The organism is Actinocatenispora thailandica (assembly GCF_016865425.1).
GTDB classification, from domain to species: Bacteria; Actinomycetota; Actinomycetes; order Mycobacteriales; family Micromonosporaceae; genus Actinocatenispora; species Actinocatenispora thailandica.
Genome location: NZ_AP023355.1, coordinates 6,522,584 through 6,539,761 on the forward strand (window position 1 = coordinate 6,522,584; position 17,178 = coordinate 6,539,761).

18 protein-coding genes are annotated in these 17,178 nt (G+C 72.4%); 5 read left to right on the plus strand and 13 right to left on the minus strand.

Annotated elements, in window-relative coordinates:
- Nucleotides 1–5 precede the first annotated feature (5 nt).
- From Athai_RS29330 to ehuB, 5 genes are all read right to left on the minus strand, one after another.
- Nucleotides 6–938, minus strand: a complete 933-nt coding sequence (locus Athai_RS29330) for a YihY/virulence factor BrkB family protein (RefSeq protein WP_203964473.1) — start codon at nt 936–938, stop codon at nt 6–8.
- 144 nt (nt 939–1,082) lie between these two features.
- Nucleotides 1,083–1,910 (minus strand): ectoine/hydroxyectoine ABC transporter ATP-binding protein EhuA, encoded by an 828-nt coding sequence (gene ehuA / locus Athai_RS29335; RefSeq protein ID WP_275422592.1) that lies wholly within the window; start codon nt 1,908–1,910, stop codon nt 1,083–1,085.
- Nucleotides 1,900–2,547 carry an ectoine/hydroxyectoine ABC transporter permease subunit EhuD gene (ehuD, locus tag Athai_RS29340; RefSeq protein ID WP_203966435.1) on the minus strand — a complete coding sequence of 216 codons (648 nt, stop codon included), beginning with the start codon at nt 2,545–2,547 and terminating at the stop codon, nt 1,900–1,902. The genes ehuA and ehuD overlap by 11 nt, the downstream gene beginning before the upstream one ends.
- A 2-nt stretch (nt 2,548–2,549) precedes the next feature.
- The gene (locus Athai_RS29345) at nt 2,550–3,317 is read right to left on the minus strand and encodes an amino acid ABC transporter permease (RefSeq protein WP_203964474.1); all 768 of its coding nucleotides are present in this window, start codon (nt 3,315–3,317) and stop codon (nt 2,550–2,552) included.
- A gap of 21 nt (nt 3,318–3,338) precedes the next feature.
- Nucleotides 3,339–4,253: an ectoine/hydroxyectoine ABC transporter substrate-binding protein EhuB gene (gene ehuB, locus Athai_RS29350; RefSeq protein ID WP_239157242.1), complete on the minus strand. Its 915-nt coding sequence runs from the start codon at nt 4,251–4,253 to the stop codon at nt 3,339–3,341.
- 318 nt (nt 4,254–4,571) lie between these two features.
- On the opposite strand from ehuB, the gene Athai_RS29355 reads away from it, so the two are divergent.
- Entirely contained in the window at nt 4,572–5,369 is a 798-nt protein-coding gene (locus Athai_RS29355) for a GntR family transcriptional regulator (protein WP_203964476.1), read from the plus strand.
- 99 nt (nt 5,370–5,468) lie between these two features.
- On the opposite strand, the gene Athai_RS29360 is transcribed toward Athai_RS29355, so the two are convergent.
- The gene (locus tag Athai_RS29360; protein WP_203964477.1) at nt 5,469–6,707 is read right to left on the minus strand and encodes an MFS transporter; all 1,239 of its coding nucleotides are present in this window, start codon (nt 6,705–6,707) and stop codon (nt 5,469–5,471) included.
- A gap of 387 nt (nt 6,708–7,094) precedes the next feature.
- Here Athai_RS29360 and Athai_RS29365 point away from each other — a divergent pair, with 387 nt between their 5' ends.
- Nucleotides 7,095–7,784 carry a SanA/YdcF family protein gene (locus Athai_RS29365; protein WP_203964478.1) on the plus strand — a complete coding sequence of 230 codons (690 nt, stop codon included), beginning with the start codon at nt 7,095–7,097 and terminating at the stop codon, nt 7,782–7,784.
- 190 nt (nt 7,785–7,974) lie between these two features.
- On the opposite strand, the gene Athai_RS29370 is transcribed toward Athai_RS29365, so the two are convergent.
- The 7 genes from Athai_RS29370 to Athai_RS29400 form a co-directional block, all read right to left on the minus strand.
- Nucleotides 7,975–8,454, minus strand: coding sequence for a GNAT family N-acetyltransferase (locus Athai_RS29370; protein ID WP_203964479.1), 480 nt, complete (start codon nt 8,452–8,454; stop codon nt 7,975–7,977).
- A 55-nt stretch (nt 8,455–8,509) separates the two neighbouring features.
- Nucleotides 8,510–8,878: a VOC family protein gene (locus tag Athai_RS29375; RefSeq protein WP_203964480.1), complete on the minus strand. Its 369-nt coding sequence runs from the start codon at nt 8,876–8,878 to the stop codon at nt 8,510–8,512.
- 275 nt (nt 8,879–9,153) lie between these two features.
- Nucleotides 9,154–10,254, minus strand: coding sequence for an ABC transporter ATP-binding protein (locus Athai_RS29380; RefSeq protein ID WP_203964481.1), 1,101 nt, complete (start codon nt 10,252–10,254; stop codon nt 9,154–9,156).
- Nucleotides 10,251–11,216: an ABC transporter ATP-binding protein gene (locus tag Athai_RS29385; protein WP_203964482.1), complete on the minus strand. Its 966-nt coding sequence runs from the start codon at nt 11,214–11,216 to the stop codon at nt 10,251–10,253. The genes Athai_RS29380 and Athai_RS29385 overlap by 4 nt, the downstream gene beginning before the upstream one ends.
- A 5-nt stretch (nt 11,217–11,221) precedes the next feature.
- Complete coding sequence (locus Athai_RS29390; RefSeq protein WP_203964483.1) at nt 11,222–12,118, minus strand: ABC transporter permease; 897 nt, start codon at nt 12,116–12,118, stop codon at nt 11,222–11,224.
- Nucleotides 12,115–13,047, minus strand: a complete 933-nt coding sequence (locus Athai_RS29395) for an ABC transporter permease (RefSeq protein WP_203964484.1) — start codon at nt 13,045–13,047, stop codon at nt 12,115–12,117. Before Athai_RS29395 ends, Athai_RS29390 begins: the two co-directional genes overlap by 4 nt.
- A complete protein-coding gene (locus Athai_RS29400) occupies nt 13,047–13,859 on the minus strand; it encodes a helix-turn-helix domain-containing protein (RefSeq protein WP_203964485.1) in 813 nt (270 codons plus the stop codon). The genes Athai_RS29395 and Athai_RS29400 overlap by 1 nt, the downstream gene beginning before the upstream one ends.
- Before the next feature lie 254 nt (nt 13,860–14,113).
- Between Athai_RS29400 and Athai_RS29405 the strand changes: the two genes are divergently transcribed.
- The 3 genes from Athai_RS29405 to Athai_RS29415 are packed head-to-tail and all read left to right on the plus strand — an operon-like array spanning nt 14,114 to nt 17,126.
- Nucleotides 14,114–14,821, plus strand: coding sequence for a histidine phosphatase family protein (locus Athai_RS29405; RefSeq protein WP_203964486.1), 708 nt, complete (start codon nt 14,114–14,116; stop codon nt 14,819–14,821).
- Complete coding sequence (locus Athai_RS29410; RefSeq protein ID WP_203964487.1) at nt 14,818–15,606, plus strand: endonuclease/exonuclease/phosphatase family protein; 789 nt, start codon at nt 14,818–14,820, stop codon at nt 15,604–15,606. The genes Athai_RS29405 and Athai_RS29410 overlap by 4 nt, the downstream gene beginning before the upstream one ends.
- Before the next feature lie 59 nt (nt 15,607–15,665).
- Nucleotides 15,666–17,126: an ABC transporter substrate-binding protein gene (locus tag Athai_RS29415; RefSeq protein WP_203964488.1), complete on the plus strand. Its 1,461-nt coding sequence runs from the start codon at nt 15,666–15,668 to the stop codon at nt 17,124–17,126.
- Nucleotides 17,127–17,178 lie beyond the last annotated feature (52 nt).

Here is a 17,178-nt window from a genome sequence, read left to right on the forward strand (position 1 = left end):
CAGGATCAGCGCCGGGCGGCCGGTGCCCGCTGCGCATGCTCGGAGGCGACCTCGGCCGCCAGCAGCAGCACGTTCGCCGACAGGTACACGAAGAAGATGAACGCCGCCGCCGCGCCGAGCACCCCGTAGATGGCGTTGTAGTGGGCGAAGTTGGCCAGGTAGACGGCGAACCCGTCCTTCAGCGCCTCGAACAGCACCGTGCCGAACAGGGCTCCCGGCCAGACGTCGGCCACCCGGGTCCGGGTGGCCGGCACGATCCGGAACAGCAGCACGAACACGACGAAGGTGAGCGCCATCGGCGCCAGCAGCCCGAGCAGCCAGCCCGCCGCACCGACGAGCCGGCCGAGCACCTCCGGTGACTGCCCGGCCCGGCTGGTCAGCCGGTCCACCACGGTCAGCACGAACGACGCCAGCAGCACCGGGCCGGTGGCGGCGACCAGCAGCACGTCGACCAGCTTGCCGTGCAGGAACCCCCGGGGCGCCGGCGCGTCCCAGGCGAGGGTGAGCGCGGTACGCAGCGCGCCCATCATTCCGGAGGCGGCGATCACCACGCCGAGCAGGCCGAGCAGTCCCAGCGCGGCCGACCCGCCCTGCAACTGCGCCAGCAGCGCGGCGAGGCCACGCTGCCCGTCCGCGGTCAGCGGCACGTAGGCGGTGACCGTACCGATCACCGTGTCCCGGACGTGCGCCTCGTCGGCGACCAGGCCGAACGTCGACAGCACCACGATGGCCAGCGGAAACACCGACAGCAGGACGTGGAACGCGATGGCGGCGGCCAGCTGCGGGCAGCGGTCCTCGGCGAACTCGCCCACCGCGCGCCGAACCAGCACCAGCGCTCGCCGGGTGCGCGGGCCGGACAGCCGGAGCAGTCGCCCCCACGCCTGGCGTAGCAGCAGGCCGAGCCGGGCGGACCAGGCGTCCGACAGGCGGCGGATCACCGGGCACCTCCGCGAACCGTTCCGGGGACCGTCGAAGCGGTCGTCTCGATGATCCCATGAACGGCAGATCGCCCCGCCGTGGCGGGGCGATCTCGACTCCGACGGGGTTCCGCTGCCGCTGGCCGGCGGCGGAACCCCGACCGGTCAGCGCTCTTCGAGGACGGCGCGCAGGAACGTCTGGGTGCGCTCGTTCTCCGGGTTCGAGAAGATCTTGTCCGGCGGGCCCTCCTCCACGATCCGGCCCTTGTCGAACATCAGGATCCGGTTGGACACGTCCCGGGCGAACTGCATCTCGTGCGTGACGATCAGCATCGTGATGGTCGTCGTCTGGGCGATGTCGCGCAGCACGTTGAGCACGTCGGCGACGAGTTCCGGGTCGAGCGCCGAGGTGACCTCGTCCAGCAGCAGCACGTCGGGCTGCATGGCAAGCGCCCGGGCGATCGCCACCCGCTGCTGCTGACCGCCGGACAGCGAGGTCGGGTGCTGGTCGACCCGGTCGCCGAGGCCCACCATGTCCAGCAGCTGTTTCGCCCGCTCCACCGCTTCGTCCCTCGGCAGTCCGAGCACGTGGATCGGCGCCTCGGTGACGTTGTCCAGCACCTTCATGTTCGGGAACAGGTTGAACTGCTGGAAGACCATGCCGATCTTCTTGCGCACGGTGCCCAGGTAGCGCTCGCTTGCCGGAACGAGCTGGCCCCCGCGCATCATGTGCGACAGCGGCTCGCCCTCGACGTAGATGACACCGCCGTTGATCTTCTCCAGCGTCATCAGCAGCCGCAGGATCGTGGTCTTCCCCGACCCGGACGGCCCGATCAACGTGACCCGCTCGCCCTGGGCGACGGAGAAGTCCAGGTGATCGAGGACGACATTGGTGCCGAACTGCTTCACCACCTTGTCGAACTGCACCATCGGGGTGCCCTCCGGCAGCCGGGTCACCCGGCTTTCCACAGCAGAGGTGTCGTCAGTGTCCAAGGCGCGTCTCCAGCTTTCGTACCAGGATCGAGGTCGGGTAGCTGGCCAGCAGGAAGAGGATCGCCGCCAGCGTGAACGTGCCGGTGTAGGCGAAGTGCTCGCCACCGTACTCCTCGGCCACTCGCACCATTTCCGGCACCGCAATCACCGACAGGTACGGCGTGTCCTTGAACATCGAGATGGCGTAGTTACCCAGTGCCGGCAGCACGTTGCGCACCGCCTGCGGCAGGACCACCGCCTGCCAGGTGCGGCGCCGCGACATCGACAGCGCCACGGCGGCTTCCCACTGCCCCTTCGGCACACCGTCGATGCCCGCCCGGTACACCTCCGACATGTAGGTGGCGTAGTGGATGCCGAGCACGATGGAGCCGACCAGGAACGGGCCGAGTGGCCGGGCCACGAAGCCGACACCCGTCGCGAACAGCAACTGCACCATCAACGGGGTGCTGCGGACGAACTCCACGAAAGCCCGCACCGGCACCCGGACCCACCGGGTGTGCATCCGGCGCAGGATCGCCAGGACCAGGCCGAACACCACGCCGATCCCGGTACCGATCAGGGTGGCGGTCAGCGTGTAGCGGAAGAACCCCACCAGCAGCAGCGGCAGGATCTCGCCGAGATTGGAGGTATCGAACATCGTCACCGCACCCCCTTACCGATGTCCACTGAAGTGTCGGCCGCCCGGATCCGGAACACCGCGCGCAGCCCGCGACCGCGGCCGAGCTTGGCCGAGGCCACCGTCTCCAGGGCGTTCATCAGCAGCGTGAACACGTAGGCGATGACGAAGTAGATCAGCATCAGCACGAAGAACGTGGCCAACGTGTTCGCCGTGTCGTCCCGGATCTGCTGGAACACCGCCGTCAGGTCGGCAACGAGCACCAGCGACAGCAGCGGGGTGGACTTCAGCAACTGGATGAGCAGGTTGTTGAACGGTGGGATCATCCCTACCCAGGCCTGCGGCAGGATGACCAGCCGCATCCGCTGGAACGGCGACATGTTCAGCGCCGTGGCGCCCTCCCACTGCGCCTTCGGCACCGCGTTGATCGCACCCCGCACCACCTCGGCGCCGTACGCACCGAAGTTCAGCCCGAAGGCGACCACTCCCGCGAACACGCCGCTCGGGATGATGAACGAGCCGATCTGGACCGGAGCGAAGCCGAAACCCAGCTCCGGCATGGCGTAGTAGAACCAGAACAACTGAACGAAGAGCGAGGTACCGCGGAAGAACTCCACCACCGCGCGCACCACGCCGCGCACCACCACGTTGCGGGCTCGGGACCCGAGTCCCAGGATGAACGCGAGGATCAGCGCAAGCAGCGCACCGAGCACGGTGGCCAGGATCGTGTAGCCCAGACCGGAGAGGATCTGGTCCCAGGATCCGAAGACCGCGTGCAGAACCTTATCCATGGGGGCGTCTCTCTCGGACCGTCAGCCGGCGCAGAGCTTGGACGTGGTCAGGCTCGCCGGCGGCACGTTGTTCTTGCCGAAACCGAAGGGCTTGAGCAGGCTCAGGTACTCCGACTCGTTCGAGGTGATCGCCTTCAGCTTCTTGTTGAACGCCGCCTGCAGACTGGTGTCGGACTTACGGAACACGGCACCGCCGGCACTGGTCTGCTTGGTGCCCTTGACGACCGGCACGAACGACGCCAGCACCTCGACCGGCTTGCCCGCGTTGAGGTGTGCGAGCCAGTGCAGCGAGATGTCGGTCAGTGCGATCGCGTCGATCTGGCCGTTGAGCATGGCGTCCAGCGCGTCCTGCTGGCTGCCGTACGACTTGATCTTCGAGTCGGACACCCCGTACGCCTGGGCGTAGCCTTTCTCCACCGCGGCGGTCAGCACACCCAGGGTGGCGCCAGAAGTGGCCACCGACTTGAGTGCGGACAACTTCTTGGGGTTGCCCTTCTTGACCATCAGTGCGGTGGCACCGGTGAACTCCGGCTCGGAGAACAGCACCTTCTTGCACCGCTCCGGCGTGATCGACATGCCTGCCGAGATGACGTCGAAGTGGCCGGCGGTCAGGCCGGGAATGAGCGCGTCGAAGTTCTGCACCAGCACGCCCTTGACGTTGGTGATGCCGAGCTCGCCGAAGATCTTCTTGTGCAGCGTCGGCGCTTCGCCGGTCAACTCACCGCCCTTCTTGAACCCGTACGGCTGCTCACCGGCGAAACCGATCGTCACCGTCTTGGAACTCTTGATCTTGCTGAGTGTGTCCTCCTTGCTGGCGCCCGTGCCGGTCTGGGTGCGCGAGCACGCGGCCAGCAGGCCCGGCACGGTGAGCAGCCCGCCACCGACCGCGGCGGAGCGAAGGAGCGTACGACGAGACCACTGACTGTTGTCCGTCACGGACCTCAACCTCCTCAGGCATCGGACCGCGCGACCCGCTCGGGGCCGCGTCGAGGTCCGGGCATGGCGGGCCGACTCTCGGCCCGGAGTTCGGTGCTGAACGCTAGCACCGCTCGTATGTTTGTTGACATTAGGATCGTCGATAGTCTGCAACATGTTGGCGAACTGCGTTGTACCGTCTCGCCGGGTGAGCGGTCCGGTCCGCCGTGTGAGCTACGGCCAACCGGCCGGGTCGCCTCTGGCGGAGCGTGGGTACCCCAAATAGGGTTCCGGTAACCCCACGGCGTGTCGCCGGCCGGCCATGCCCAGACCCAGGAGGTGCGTAGCAGTGGCGAATTCTTCGCGTCGCCCTATTCGCCCCGCAACGCCGCTTCGGTCGGGCCGCGCGCAGAAGATCACCCCTGTCCCCGCGAGTCCACTGTGGACCTGATCGCGGCCCGGCTCCGGCAGGCCATCTTCGAGGGCACCCTGCCGGCCGGCGCCCCGCTCGGCGAGGCGGAACTGGCCGAGCAGCTCGGCGTCAGCCGCGGCCCGCTGCGCGAGGCGGCCCAGCGGCTGGTGCAGGAACGGCTGCTCACCACCACCCGGCGCCGCGGGCTCGCCGTGGTCAGCATGGACGCCGCCGCGGTCGCCGACGTCTACCTCGCCCGTACCGCCGTCGAAGGCGCCGCCTGCCGGGTCGTGTTGCGAGACAACGTCGTCGACCGCACCGTGCGCACCCTGAGCAAGGTGCACCAACGGATGGCCCGGGCGAACAAGCGCCGCGACGCGCACGCCGTCGGCGACACCGACATCGAGTTCCACCAGGCGCTGGTGGACGCCGCCGGCAGCGCGCGGCTGTCCGCCACCATCGCCACCCTGCTGATCGAGACCCGGCTCTGCACCTACTCGCTGGACCGCGAGTTCCGGGTCCGCGCCGACATGCCGGACTCGCACGCCGAGATCATCGACGCCATCGCGGCGCGGGACGAACCGGGCCTCCTCACGGTCGTCGAGCGACACATGACCGAGGCGGCCGGCCGGCTCACCGCGCCCACCGCCGTCGACACCATCTCCAGCCCGGCGCCGGCCGCGCCGCGCCCGCTCGACCCGCTGGAACTCCCCCTCGACGACTGACCCGCACCCCGTGGCGCCCCGGCTAACGGCGTGCGCTGATCGGAGCGGCGCCCTGCACGACGCACCGGCCGGGCCCGGCGCCCCGATCGGCGCGGCAGGTCAGCGGGCGGGTACCGGGTCGGGTCGGGTCGCGGCCGGCGCCGGCGCCGCGATGGCGCGGGCCAGTCGGCGGTGCGTGCCGGCGGCCAGCAGCAGCGCGAACACCCCGGCGGCGACCGGCACGCCGAACGCACCGGGGTAGCCGTACCGGTCGGCGAGGGTACCGGCGAGGCCGGCGCCGAGCGCGACCCCGGCGACGATGCCGGCGGCGAGCAGGGTCAGCACCGTCGCGGTGCGGCCGGGCGGTGCGATCCGTTCGGCCAGCGCGTACACGGTGATCAGGTACGGGGCGACCAGCAGGCCGAGGACCGCCATCGCGGCGACGGCGCCGGCCGGGCCGGAGATGGCAAGCAGCGCGGTGACCGCCACCGCGAGTGCCGCGGCGAACACCAGATACCTTGCGGGGTAACGGAACCGGGCCGGCAGCCAGGCGGTCGCGAGGCCGGCGGTGGCGCTGCCGACGCCGAGCACGGCGTAGATCAGCCCGGCCGAGCCGGGGCGGCCGATCGCACCGGCGAGCGCGGTGATGCCGGTCTGGGTGCCGCCGAAGATCGCGCCGAGCGCCGCCATCGCGAGGACCAGTCCGAGCACCGGCCGGCGCGGCAACCGGCCCCGCGGTGCGGCGCCGCCGGAGGCTCCCGCCGGCGTCGGCGCGGTCGGGTGCAGCGCGAACGCCAGCCCCGCCACCACCAGCAGCGCCGCCGCGATCAGCAGCGGCACGGCCGGCGGGAACACCAGCGCGCACAGCCCGACCAGCGCGGGGCCGGCCACGAACGACGTCTCGTCGACCGCACCCTCGTACGAGAAGGCGGTCGGCACCAGCTCGCCGCGGGCACCGAGCAGGTGCACCCAGCGGACCCGCATGAACGGGCCGACCTGCGGGGTGGCCAGGCCGGCGATGGTGGCGAGGCCGGTGACCAGCGGGGTCGGACCGTGCAGCAGCGCGGCGGCGACCAGCCCGGCGTACCCGGCGGCGTCCACCAGCGCGGCGAGCAGCCCGACCCGGCGCTGCCCGTACCGGTCGGCGAGGGCACCGACCGCAGGACCACCGAACGCGGCGCCGAGCCCGAGCGCGGCGGTCGCGATGCCCGCCGCCGAGTACGACCCGGTGGTGGCGACCAGCAGGGTGAGCACGCCGAGCGGGCCCATCGCGTTGGGCAGCCGGGCAAGGAAGGACAGCACCGGCAACCGCGGACCGGTGGCAGCGAACAGCGCACGATAGGCACCCAGGGCGGGCACTTCGACTCCTCCGAGGACGATGCGACGACGTCGATCGACGCGCTAACCCACCCTCAGCGCGCCCGTCAGGTCGAAGCCGGCTCGGGAGCGAACGCCGGCTGGCTGTCGCTTCCCCACCCGTTGACCCGGGCCCTGTGCAGCCCCGATCATACGTCGCTACCACCCGCGTCCTTGCAGGTCAGCCGGTCGTTTTGGGCTGTGATGTGGACCATGGGCGGGCCCTGGGCCGGGCACCGCGGGCCGGAACCGCCCCGCCACACGGGTGGCACCGCCGTGCAGCGCGGGCCGGAACCGCCGCGGCGTGGCCCGGAACCGGCGCGGCCGCAGGCACGGAGGGCCGGCCGGCACCAGCGGGATGCCGTTGCCCGGTACGGGCATAGTGAGGCCATGATGTCGAGACTGCCCGCTCCGCTCCGTCGCTGGCTGCGGCCGCGGCGGCTGCTGGCGACGGGTCTCGCCGGGGTGGCGCTGGTGGCCGTGCTGCTCGGCGGCGCGGTCGGCTGGGTGCACCTCCGCGCGCACGGCCACCTCTACTACTCGGTCGCGGCGGCGCCGAGCGCGCCGGTGGCGCTGGTGTTCGGTGCCGAGGTGTACCAGGACGACACCCCGTCACCGTTCCTGACGGGCCGGCTGGAGCTGGCCCGCCGGCTGTTCGTGGCGGGCAAGGTGCGCGCCCTGCTCGTCACCGGCGACCACCGCCGGTGGGGGTACGACGAGCCGGACGTGATGCGCGCCTGGCTGGTCGATCACGGGGTGCCGATGGACCGGATCGTCACCGACTACGCCGGCTTCGACACGTACCAGTCGTGCGCGCGGGCGAAGCGGATCTTCGGCGTACACCGGGCGCTGGTCGTCTCGCAGGATTTCCACGTTCCGCGGGCGACGGCGCTGTGCCGGTCGGTCGGCATCGACGCGGACGGCGTCGGCGACACCGGCCAGCACCGCTGGGACGCGTACCCGCGCAACTGGGTCCGCGAGCAGCTCGCCGACGTGAAGGCGATCTACAGCATGGTGATGCAGCCGGATCCGGAGTTCCTCGGCCGCCGCGAACACGGCGTCGAGCGGGCCGTGCGCTGACCTGCCGCCGGCAGAGAGGCGCCCCCGGCCGCTGTCGTGACCGGGGGCGCCTCGCGGCGGGGGAACAAGGTCTATGGTGGGGCCGACGCCGCTGTCGGCCCGTGGAGTAGAACGAACGCGGCCCGCCGAGGTGGCGCAACTGCGGCAACCGTCACACTCCGTGGCCGCACGATCCGGGGTCGGGTCCGGGTCAGGTGCCGCCGACCTGCTTGGTCATCTGCTGCGACACCACCGCGTAGCCGAGGCTCTCGTACAGGCCGATGGCGGTGGTGTTGTCGCCGAACACGTTCAGCCCGACCTCACTGACACCGCGGGCGGCCAGTTCCCGTTCGCCGGCCCGCATGATCGCCCGGCCGTAGCCGCGGGACCGGGCGGTGGGCGCCACCCACAGCTCGTACACCCAGGCCTGGCGGCGGCGGGCGGACGGCAGCGCCAGCCACAGCATGCCGACCGGCTCGGACCCGTCGACCGCGGTGAACAGCAGCATCCCGTTTGTCCGCACGCCCTCCGGCAGCAGCAGCGCGAACTCGGCGCGGGCCTGCTCGTCGGCCCGTTCGGGGGCGAACTCGCCGGCCCGCACCTTCTCCTGCGCGTACCCCCGGACCGAACGGCCGAGGTACGTGTCGAACTCGGCCGGGGTCATCGGCCGCAACGTCACCCGCGCACTCATCCGCCCATCATGCGCCCCGAGCCCGCCCCGCGCTGGCCGCGCGGGCGCGGTGGGCTCAGTCTGGGATCTGGGTGGTGAGGCAGAACGGGTGGCCGGCCGGGTCGAGGAAGACCCGCCAGCGGTCCGGCGCCGGTTGCGCGTTCGCCTTGCGCGCACCCAGTTCCAGCGCGGCCGCCTCGGCGGCGTCCAGGTCGGTCACCGAAACCTCGAAGTGGAGTTGCTTGGGCGCCGGCCCGTCCGGCCAGGTCGGCGGGGCGTAGTCGGCCACCCGGACGGTGCTCAGCCAGCTGCCGTCGGCGTCCACGGCGCAGAACTGCGGCGACCGGAACGCCACCTTGCCGCCGGTCAGCGCCGCCCAGAACTCCGCCAGCTCCTCGGGCTCGGCACAGTCGATCGCCACCGCCCGCAGTCGCCCCACTGCCATGACCGCTCCCCTCGTCTGTTGCCCGCGCCGCTCGGCGCGGCTGGGTCGAGTGTCCCGCACGCACCGCACCGCGGCGCACCGCACCGCACCGCGGCGCACCTAGCGGTGCCGCACCAGGTCGGGCCGCACCGCGGCGCGCCAGGCCGGGCCGCACCTGCCGGGCCGGGCAGCGCCAGGCCGAGCAGCGCGGGGCAGGGCAGCGCCAGGCCGAGCAGCGCGGGGCAGGGCAGCGCCGGGCCGGGCAGCGGCCCGTTGCCGCGCCGCGACACCGTGAATCAGCGCGGCACGAGATGGCAGGCGACCGGGTGGGTACCGCGGGGCACCAGGTCCGGGACCTCGGCGGCGCACACCTCCGCGGCCTGCGCGCAGCGGGTACGGAAGCGGCAGCCGGACGGCGGGTTCGCCGGCGACGGGAGGTCGCCGGCGAGCACGACCGGTTCCGGCGCCACCTCCCGCCACGGCCGCAGCCGGGGCACCGCGGACAGCAACGCCCGGGTGTACGGGTGGGCCGGCGCGGCGAAGATCTCCGCGGTGGGCGCCTCCTCCACGACCCGGCCGAGGTAGAGCACCGCGACCCGGTCCGCGACGTGCCGCACCACGGACAGGTCGTGCGAGATGAACAGGTACGTCAGCCCGAGGTCGCGCTGCAGGTCACGGAGCAGGTTGAGCACCTGCGCCTGGATCGACACGTCCAGCGCGGACACCGGTTCGTCGCAGATCACCAGGCGGGGCCGCAGCGCCAGCGCGCGGGCGATACCGATCCGCTGGCGCTGCCCGCCGGAGAACTGGTGCGGGTACCGGTCGGCGTGGTCCGGGTCGAGCCCGACGCGTTCCAGCAGCTCGCCGAGTTCGGCCGCCCAGCGGCGGCGCGGCACCACGTCGGGGTGGACCTGCCAGGCCTCGGTGACGAGCTGGCGCACGGTGCGGCCCGGGTTGAGCGACGTGTACGGGTCCTGGAAGATCATCTGGATGTCCCGCCGCCGGCGCCGCACCTCGTCCGCCGGCGCCGCGGCCAGGTCGGTGCCGCCGAACAGCACCGAACCGGCCGTGGCCCGGGCCAGGCCGACGATCGTCCGGGCCAGGGTCGACTTGCCGGAGCCCGACTCGCCGACGATGCCGAGGGTCTGCCCGGCCGGCAGGTCGAAGGAGACGCCGGCGACCGCCTCGATCCGGCCGGTCACCCGGCGCAGCAGCGTCGACCGGATCGGGAAGCTCGTCACCAGGTCGCGCACCGACAACAGGGCCGGCTCGGCCGGCGTCGCGGCACCGGCCACGGCCGGGGCGACCGCGGGCGTGGCCGCGACACCATCGACGGCGGAACCGGTGCCGCCACCGCCGGGGACGGCCGGGTCGGCCGGTCCGGTTCGCCGGGTCATCCGCCGACCTCCTCGCTGCGGTGGCAGGCGGCCGAATGGCCGTCCAGCTCGGACAGTGCCGGCGCCGTGCGGCGGCACGGCTCGATCGCGTACCGGCAGCGCGGGTGGAACGCGCAGCCGGCGGGCAGCGACGCCGGGTTCGGCGGCTGGCCCGGGATCGGTACCAGCCGGTCGGCCCCGGCGTCGTCCGGCACCGAGGCGAGCAGCCCCTCGGTGTACGGGTGGCGGCAGTGCTCGTACACCTCCCGGGTCGGGCCGGCCTCCACGACCCGCCCGGCGTACATCAGCGCCACCCGGTCGGCGGCGTCGGCGACCACGCCCAGGTCGTGCGTGATCAGCGCCAGCGCCATCCCCTCGGACTCGCGCAACGAGGCCAGCAGCCGCATGATCTGCGCCTGCACGGTCACGTCCAGCGCGGTGGTGGGCTCGTCGGCGATCAGCAGCCGCGGCGACATCGCCAGCGCCATCGCGATCATCGCGCGCTGCCGCATCCCGCCGGAGAACTGGTGCGGGTACTCGTCGACGCGCAGTTCCGGTGCCGGGATCCCGACCCGGGTCATCAGCTCGACGGCACGGTCCCGGGCGGCGGCCCGGGACATGCCGCGGCGGCGTACCAGCGCCTCGGTGATCTGCCGGCCGACCCGGAACACCGGGTTGAGCGACGACAGCGGGTCCTGGAAGATCATCGCCAGTTCGTCGCCACACAGCGCCCGGGTCACCGACAGCGGCCGGCCGACCAGTTCGGTGCCGCGGTAGGTGATCGAGCCGGAGACCTGCGCGCCGCGCGGCAGCAGCCCCATGACCGCCTGCATCGTGACGCTCTTGCCGCTGCCCGACTCGCCGACGACCGCCACCGTCTCCCCGGGGTACACGTCGAAGGAGACGCCGTCCACCGCCGGCACTCCGCCGCGCCGGGTGCCGAACCGGACCCGCAGGTCGCGTACCCGCAACAACGGTTCCATCGCGCTCACCTCGCCGCGAGCTTCGGGTCGTACCGGTCCCGCAGCGCGTCGCCGAGCACTCCGAACGCGACGACCAGTACGGCCAGCGCGATGCCGGGGATGGTGGAGATCCACCAGGCGGTGCTGAGCAGGTCCCGCCCGCTGGCGATGGTGGTGCCCCAGCTGGGCGTGGTGGCGGGGGTGCCGAGACCGAGGAACGACAGCGACGCCTCGGCGAGGATCACGTCGCCGATGTGCAGCGCGGCGATCACCAGGAACGGGGCCCGGCAGGACGGCAGCACGCAGGTACGCACCAGGTGCCAGGTGCGGGCGCCGAGCACCCGGGTGGCGTCGACGTACTCGCGGTGCCTGGTGGCGAGCGTCTGGCCGCGGGTGACCCGGGCGAACGTGACCCAGCCGGAGATGGACAGCACCACGATGACGTTGCCGACGCTCGGGCCGAGTACCGCGGCGATCAGGATCGCGAGCAGGATGCCGGGGAACGCGAGCTGGATGTCGGCCAGCCGCATCAGGATCGAGTCGGGCCAGCCGCCGAACCAGCCGGCGAGGATCCCGAACACCAGCCCGATCAGCCCGGACAGCAGCAGCGCCGAGATGCCGATGGTCATCGACACCCGGGCACCCTGCATCATCTTGGCGAGCAGGTCCTGGCCGATCTGGTCGGTACCGAACAGCACCAGGTGGCCCTCGCTGGTGTGCGACATCGGTGCCAGCAGCCGGTTCCTGGTGTCGACGGCGACCGGGTCGAACCGGAACAGGATCGGCCCGAACGCCGCGCACAGCGCGTAGAAGGCGACCACCGCGAGCGATCCGGCGATCCGTACCGTGCCGGTACGGCCCCGGCGGCGGACCGGCGGCGCGGCCGTCTCGATGGTGTCCGCGACCGCGGACGTGGTGGTCATCGCGACACGCTCCCTACCGACACGCGGGGGTCGATCAGCCCGTACAGCAGGTCGACGAGCAGGTTGACGACGACGAAGAGGGCGGCGATCAGGATGACGCCGGCCTGCACCACGTTGTAGTCGCGGTACCCGATGGAGTCGGCGATCAGCCGACCGGCGCCGGGCCAGGCGAACACCGTCTCGATCACCACGGTGCCGCCGAGCACGCTGCCCAGGTACAGGCCGATGACGGTGACGACGGGGATCAGCGCGTTGCGGATGGCGTGCGGGAAGACGACCACCCGTTCGGACAACCCCTTGGCGCGCACCGTGTTCAGGTACGACTCGTGGCTGATCTCCAGCAGCCCGGACCGGGTGAGCCGGGTGACCATGGCGAGGAAGCCGAGGCCGAGCGTGATGGCCGGCAGGATGATGTTCTGCCAGGAGTGCGCGCCCTCGCTGGGCAGCACCCGCAGCTGCCGGGCGAAGATCAGCAGCAGTACCAGCCCGGCCCAGAACGTCGGGGTCGACTGGATGACCAGGGTGAACACCGAGATCAGCCGGTCCAGCCAGGAGTTCGGCCGGGACGCCGCGGCGACGCCGAGGCCGATCCCGACGGTCACCGCGAACACCACGGCGGCAACGGCGAGTTCGGCGGTGGCGGGCAGCCGCAGCAGGATCTGCCCCATCGCGTCGCCGCCGAGCCGGATCGAGTCACCGAAGTGCAGCCGCGCCACGTCTGCCAGGTAGTGCCCGTACTGCACGAGCAGCGGCTGGTCCAGTCCCATGCCGTGCCGCAGCCGGGCGACGTCGGCCGGGCTGGCGTCGGGGCCGAGGATGACCAGCGCCGGGTCGCCCGGCACCACCCGCAGCACCACGAACACGATGGTGACCGCGCCCCACAGCACGAACAGCGAGTAGGCGAGGCGACGGATCAGGTAGCCGAGCATCAGGCGCTCGCCCCGGACGGCGCGACCAGCCCGGCCGCCGGGGTGCGGGCGGGCCGCGGGCGGCCGGCCGGTGGGGTCCGGGTGGGCCGCGGGCGGCTCGCCGGCGTCGCCGCCGGTGCCGGCCCGACCGCCGGCGTCAGGCAGCCGGCGACCCGGCGGGCGCAGCCGACCGTGGCGACGCCGATGCGTTGCCGGGCGACGCGGTCCTGTTCGTCGACCGTCACCTCGACGGCGGCGATCGCGAGCCCGTCCGGCCCGAGTACGGGTGCCGCGACGGCCGCACCGACCGCGTAGCCGCGGGCCCGGATCCGGCCCAGCGACAGCAGCAGCCGGTACCCGTCGGTACCGTGCCGGGCGGCGCAGCGTTCGGCCTCCGCCCGGGGCCGGAACGCCAGGTAGGCGGCGCCGAGTTCGGTGCCGGTCAGCGAGGCGGTGCCGCGGGCCGGCGGGACCGCGCCGCCGCGCGCGTCGACCGACAGCGACCGGACCAGCCCGCCGTAGCGGGGCAGCGCGAACCCGACCGGCCGGTGTACGGCGCGGCCGAGCGCACCGAGCGCAGCCTGGATGTGCGGCCAGCGCGCGGTGGCCGGGGCCGGGCGGGCGGACTCGGCCAGCTCGTAGAGTCCGACGCCGACCGTGTAGCGGTTGTCGTCGACCCGCTGCACCAGGCCGTGCTCGAGGAACGCGCCGAGCATCCGGTGCACGGTGCTCTTGTGCAGGCCGGCGACGGCGGTCAGTTCGGTCAGGGTCATGGGTCGCCCGTGGCGACCGAGCTCGCCCAGCAGCGCGAGCCCGCGAGACAACGACTGCATCTTCGGTGCCTTCCGTCCGGGGGTGACGGGTGGTGCGAGCCGATCGACAACCGTGTTTCGTGAACGTTACCGGTAACGTTCACGGTGGCAAGCTAGCCAGGCCCTCGGAGGCTGTCAAGGGGCCCGTTGCACATCCCGAAACGGGCTTGTTCTCGCTGGTACCGGCGGGGTCCGCTGGTCGGCGTCAGCGACCCCGAGCGGCCCGGCGGCATCCGCGGGACCGGTCGGATCCGGCCACCTGTCGAGGAGCGCGGATGACCCGTTGGGCAGTGGACGACCCCGTCGACGGCGGCGACCGCCGGCTGCACCTCACCCTGGTACGCCACGGCGAGTCGCAGTGGAACCGGCAGCGGCGGGCCCAGGGGCAACGGGGCCCCGGCCTCACCGAGTACGGCCGGCGCCAGGCGGCCCGCACCGCGGCCCGGCTGGCCACGCTGCCGGCGCCGGACCTGGTCCTCGCCAGCGACCTGCCGCGGGTGGTCGAGACCGCGCGGCCCTACCCGGCCGAACCGGTACCCGAACCGCGGCTGCGGGAACTCGACAACGGGGCGTGGGCCGGCCTGCTGCTCACCGACGTCGAACGCGAGTGGGCCGGCGACATCGCCCGGATCCGCGCCGGGGAGGACATCCCGCGCGGCGGCGGCGAGCGATTCGCCGACCTGCGCCGGCGGAGCGCCGAGCTGCTCGCCGACCTGGCCCGGCAGGTACCGGCCGGGGCCGAGCGGCGGATCCTGGCGTTCACCCACGGCGGGCCGATCCGCGCCCTCGTCGCCGAGGTGCTCGGGCTCGGACCGGACGGCCACCGGCTGCTCGCCGGCCCCGGCAACTGCTCGCTCACCGAGGTTCTGCTGTACGTCGCCGGCGGCGCGATCACCGCCGGCCGGCTCGTCCGGTACGGCACCGACGACCACCTGGCGCAGCTGCCCAGCCGCCACGCACCGGCCGAGGAGGCGGCGAGATGAGCCACCCGGTGACGTTCACCGCGATGACCTACAACCTGTGGGGCGGGTGGCGGTTCGCCGAGCGCCGCGACCCGCTGACCGGGCTGCTCACCCGGCGCCGGCCCGACCTGCTCGCCACCCAGGAGCTGCATCCCGACTCGCGCGCCGCCGTGGACGCCGCGCTGACCGGCCACGACCGGGTACGCGACGAGTTCCCGGGCTGGGCGACCCGCAGCAACCTGTGGTGGCACCGGGAGCTGTTCACCGAGCTGGCGCACGGCGCGGCCGACGTCGGCATCTGGTCCGACGACGCCCGGCTGTTCTGGGTACGGCTGGGCTGCCCGGCGGCCGGCACCGAGCTGCTGTTCGCCACTGCGCACCTGACCTGGCCCGGACACCCGCGCGAGATCGCCGACGACCGGAGCCCGCGGGTCGAGCAGGCCCGCGCGATCGTCGCCGAACTCGGCCGCCTCGCCGGCGACGCCGGGCGCGGCGAGGTGGCGGTGCTGTTCTGCGCCGACACCAACGACTACGCCCGCCCGCTGTGGACCTGCTACGACGCCGGCTACCGGGAGCCGTTCGGCGAGCTCGGCACGGTCGCGCCGGCAACCCACCCGGTGTACCCGCTGCCGCTGGACAAGCCGCGGCAGTGGCCGGACACGTACGCCGCGGCGAAGACGATCGACTGGCAGTTCTTCCGCGGCCCGCTGCGCGCGGCCGGCGCCGAGGTCGTCGAGTACTTCTCCGGCGGCATCGCGCCGTCGGACCACCGACCCGTCCAGTGCACGTACCGCTTCACGAGCTGAGGAGAAACGGTGAGACGACGCACGTCGATCAGCACCCTGGGGTACTCGCCCTCGCCGGTGTGCTCGCCACGACCGGTTGCGGGGCAACCGAATCGGCCCGGAACGCCGGCGGCAAGGGCCTGCGGGTCGCGCCGGCCACGTTCCCGGTGTCGCTGAACATCTACCAGTACCCGGCGGAGGCCGCGGTGCAGGGCCCGGTGCAGCACGTGCTGGAGACCCTGGTGGCGCGCTCCGGCAACGACTACCGGCCGCTGCTCGCCACCAAGTGGAGCCAGCCGGACGACCACACCTGGACGTTCACCCTCCGGTCCGGAGTGACGTTCTCCGACGGCAAAGCGCTGACCGCCGACGACGTCAAGGCGTCCGCGGACGCGCTGATCAAGGCGGGCAGTTCGCTGGCACCGCTGTGGGAGCCGGTGAAGTCGGTGACCGCGACGGACGCGCACACCGTCACGATCACCACCACCCAGCCGCTCGGTACGATGCTCGCCACCCTCAGCCTGCTACCGATCACCGAGGCCGGCAAGGCGACCAGCGAGTCGTACTGGAAGGAACCGATCGGCACCGGGCCGTACACGGTCGAGGAGTGGTCCCCGGACAAGCAGCTGGTGCTGTCCCGCAACGCGAAGTACTGGGGAGCCAAGCCGTCGATCCCGACCATCACCTACCTGAACATCCCGGAGGAGTCGGCCCGGATCACCGCGCTGTCCACCGGTGAGGCGGACGTGACGAACGGGATCGGCGCCGACTCGGTCGGCCAGGTCGAGAAGATGCCGGGCGTGCACTACGCCACCAGGCCGGGCTACAGCTACGAGTTCATCTGGTTCAACTCGTCCCGGAAACCGTTCACCGACAAGCGGGTCCGGCAGGCCCTGTGGTACGCGGTGGACGTCAAGCAGGTCGTCGGCGACCTGTACGGCAAGCAGGCGAAGCTCGCGCAGGCGCCGATCCCGCAGCCGGTGTTCGGCGCACCGCAGCTGTCGCCGTACCCGTACGACCCGGCGAAGGCGAAGAAGCTGCTGGCCGAGGCGGGCTACCCGCACGGGTTCGCCACCACGATCCAGTGGGCCAGCTCCGACGACACCAACCAGAACTCGCTCGGCCAGGCGTTCGTCTCGTACTGGGCGAAGATCGGGGTGAAGGTCAAGCCGCTGCCGAAGGAGCGGTCGGTCTGGCTGGACGATCTGAACAAGCTCAACTGGGACATGAACCTGCAGGGCAACACGGTGGCCACCGGCGACGCCGACTACACCCTGGGCCGGCTCTACACCTGCGACGCCAAGCGGATGGGCTACTGCAACCACCAGCTGGACACGGTGCTGGCGCGGGCGAAGGCGACGCTGGACCCGGCGGAGCGCACCGCGCTGTACAAGCAGGCCAGCCAGATCATCTGGGACGACGCGGTCGGCATCTTCCCGGCCGACTTCACCGTCGACCTGGCGTACCGGACGAACGTCACCGGGCTGAGCATCGACCCGGCCGGCCGGCAGTCGTTCGTCCACGCCAAGCTCGCCCACTGAGAATCGTTGCGCGGCAACGGATCTGTCGTTGCGACCGATGCAACCGCCGTTG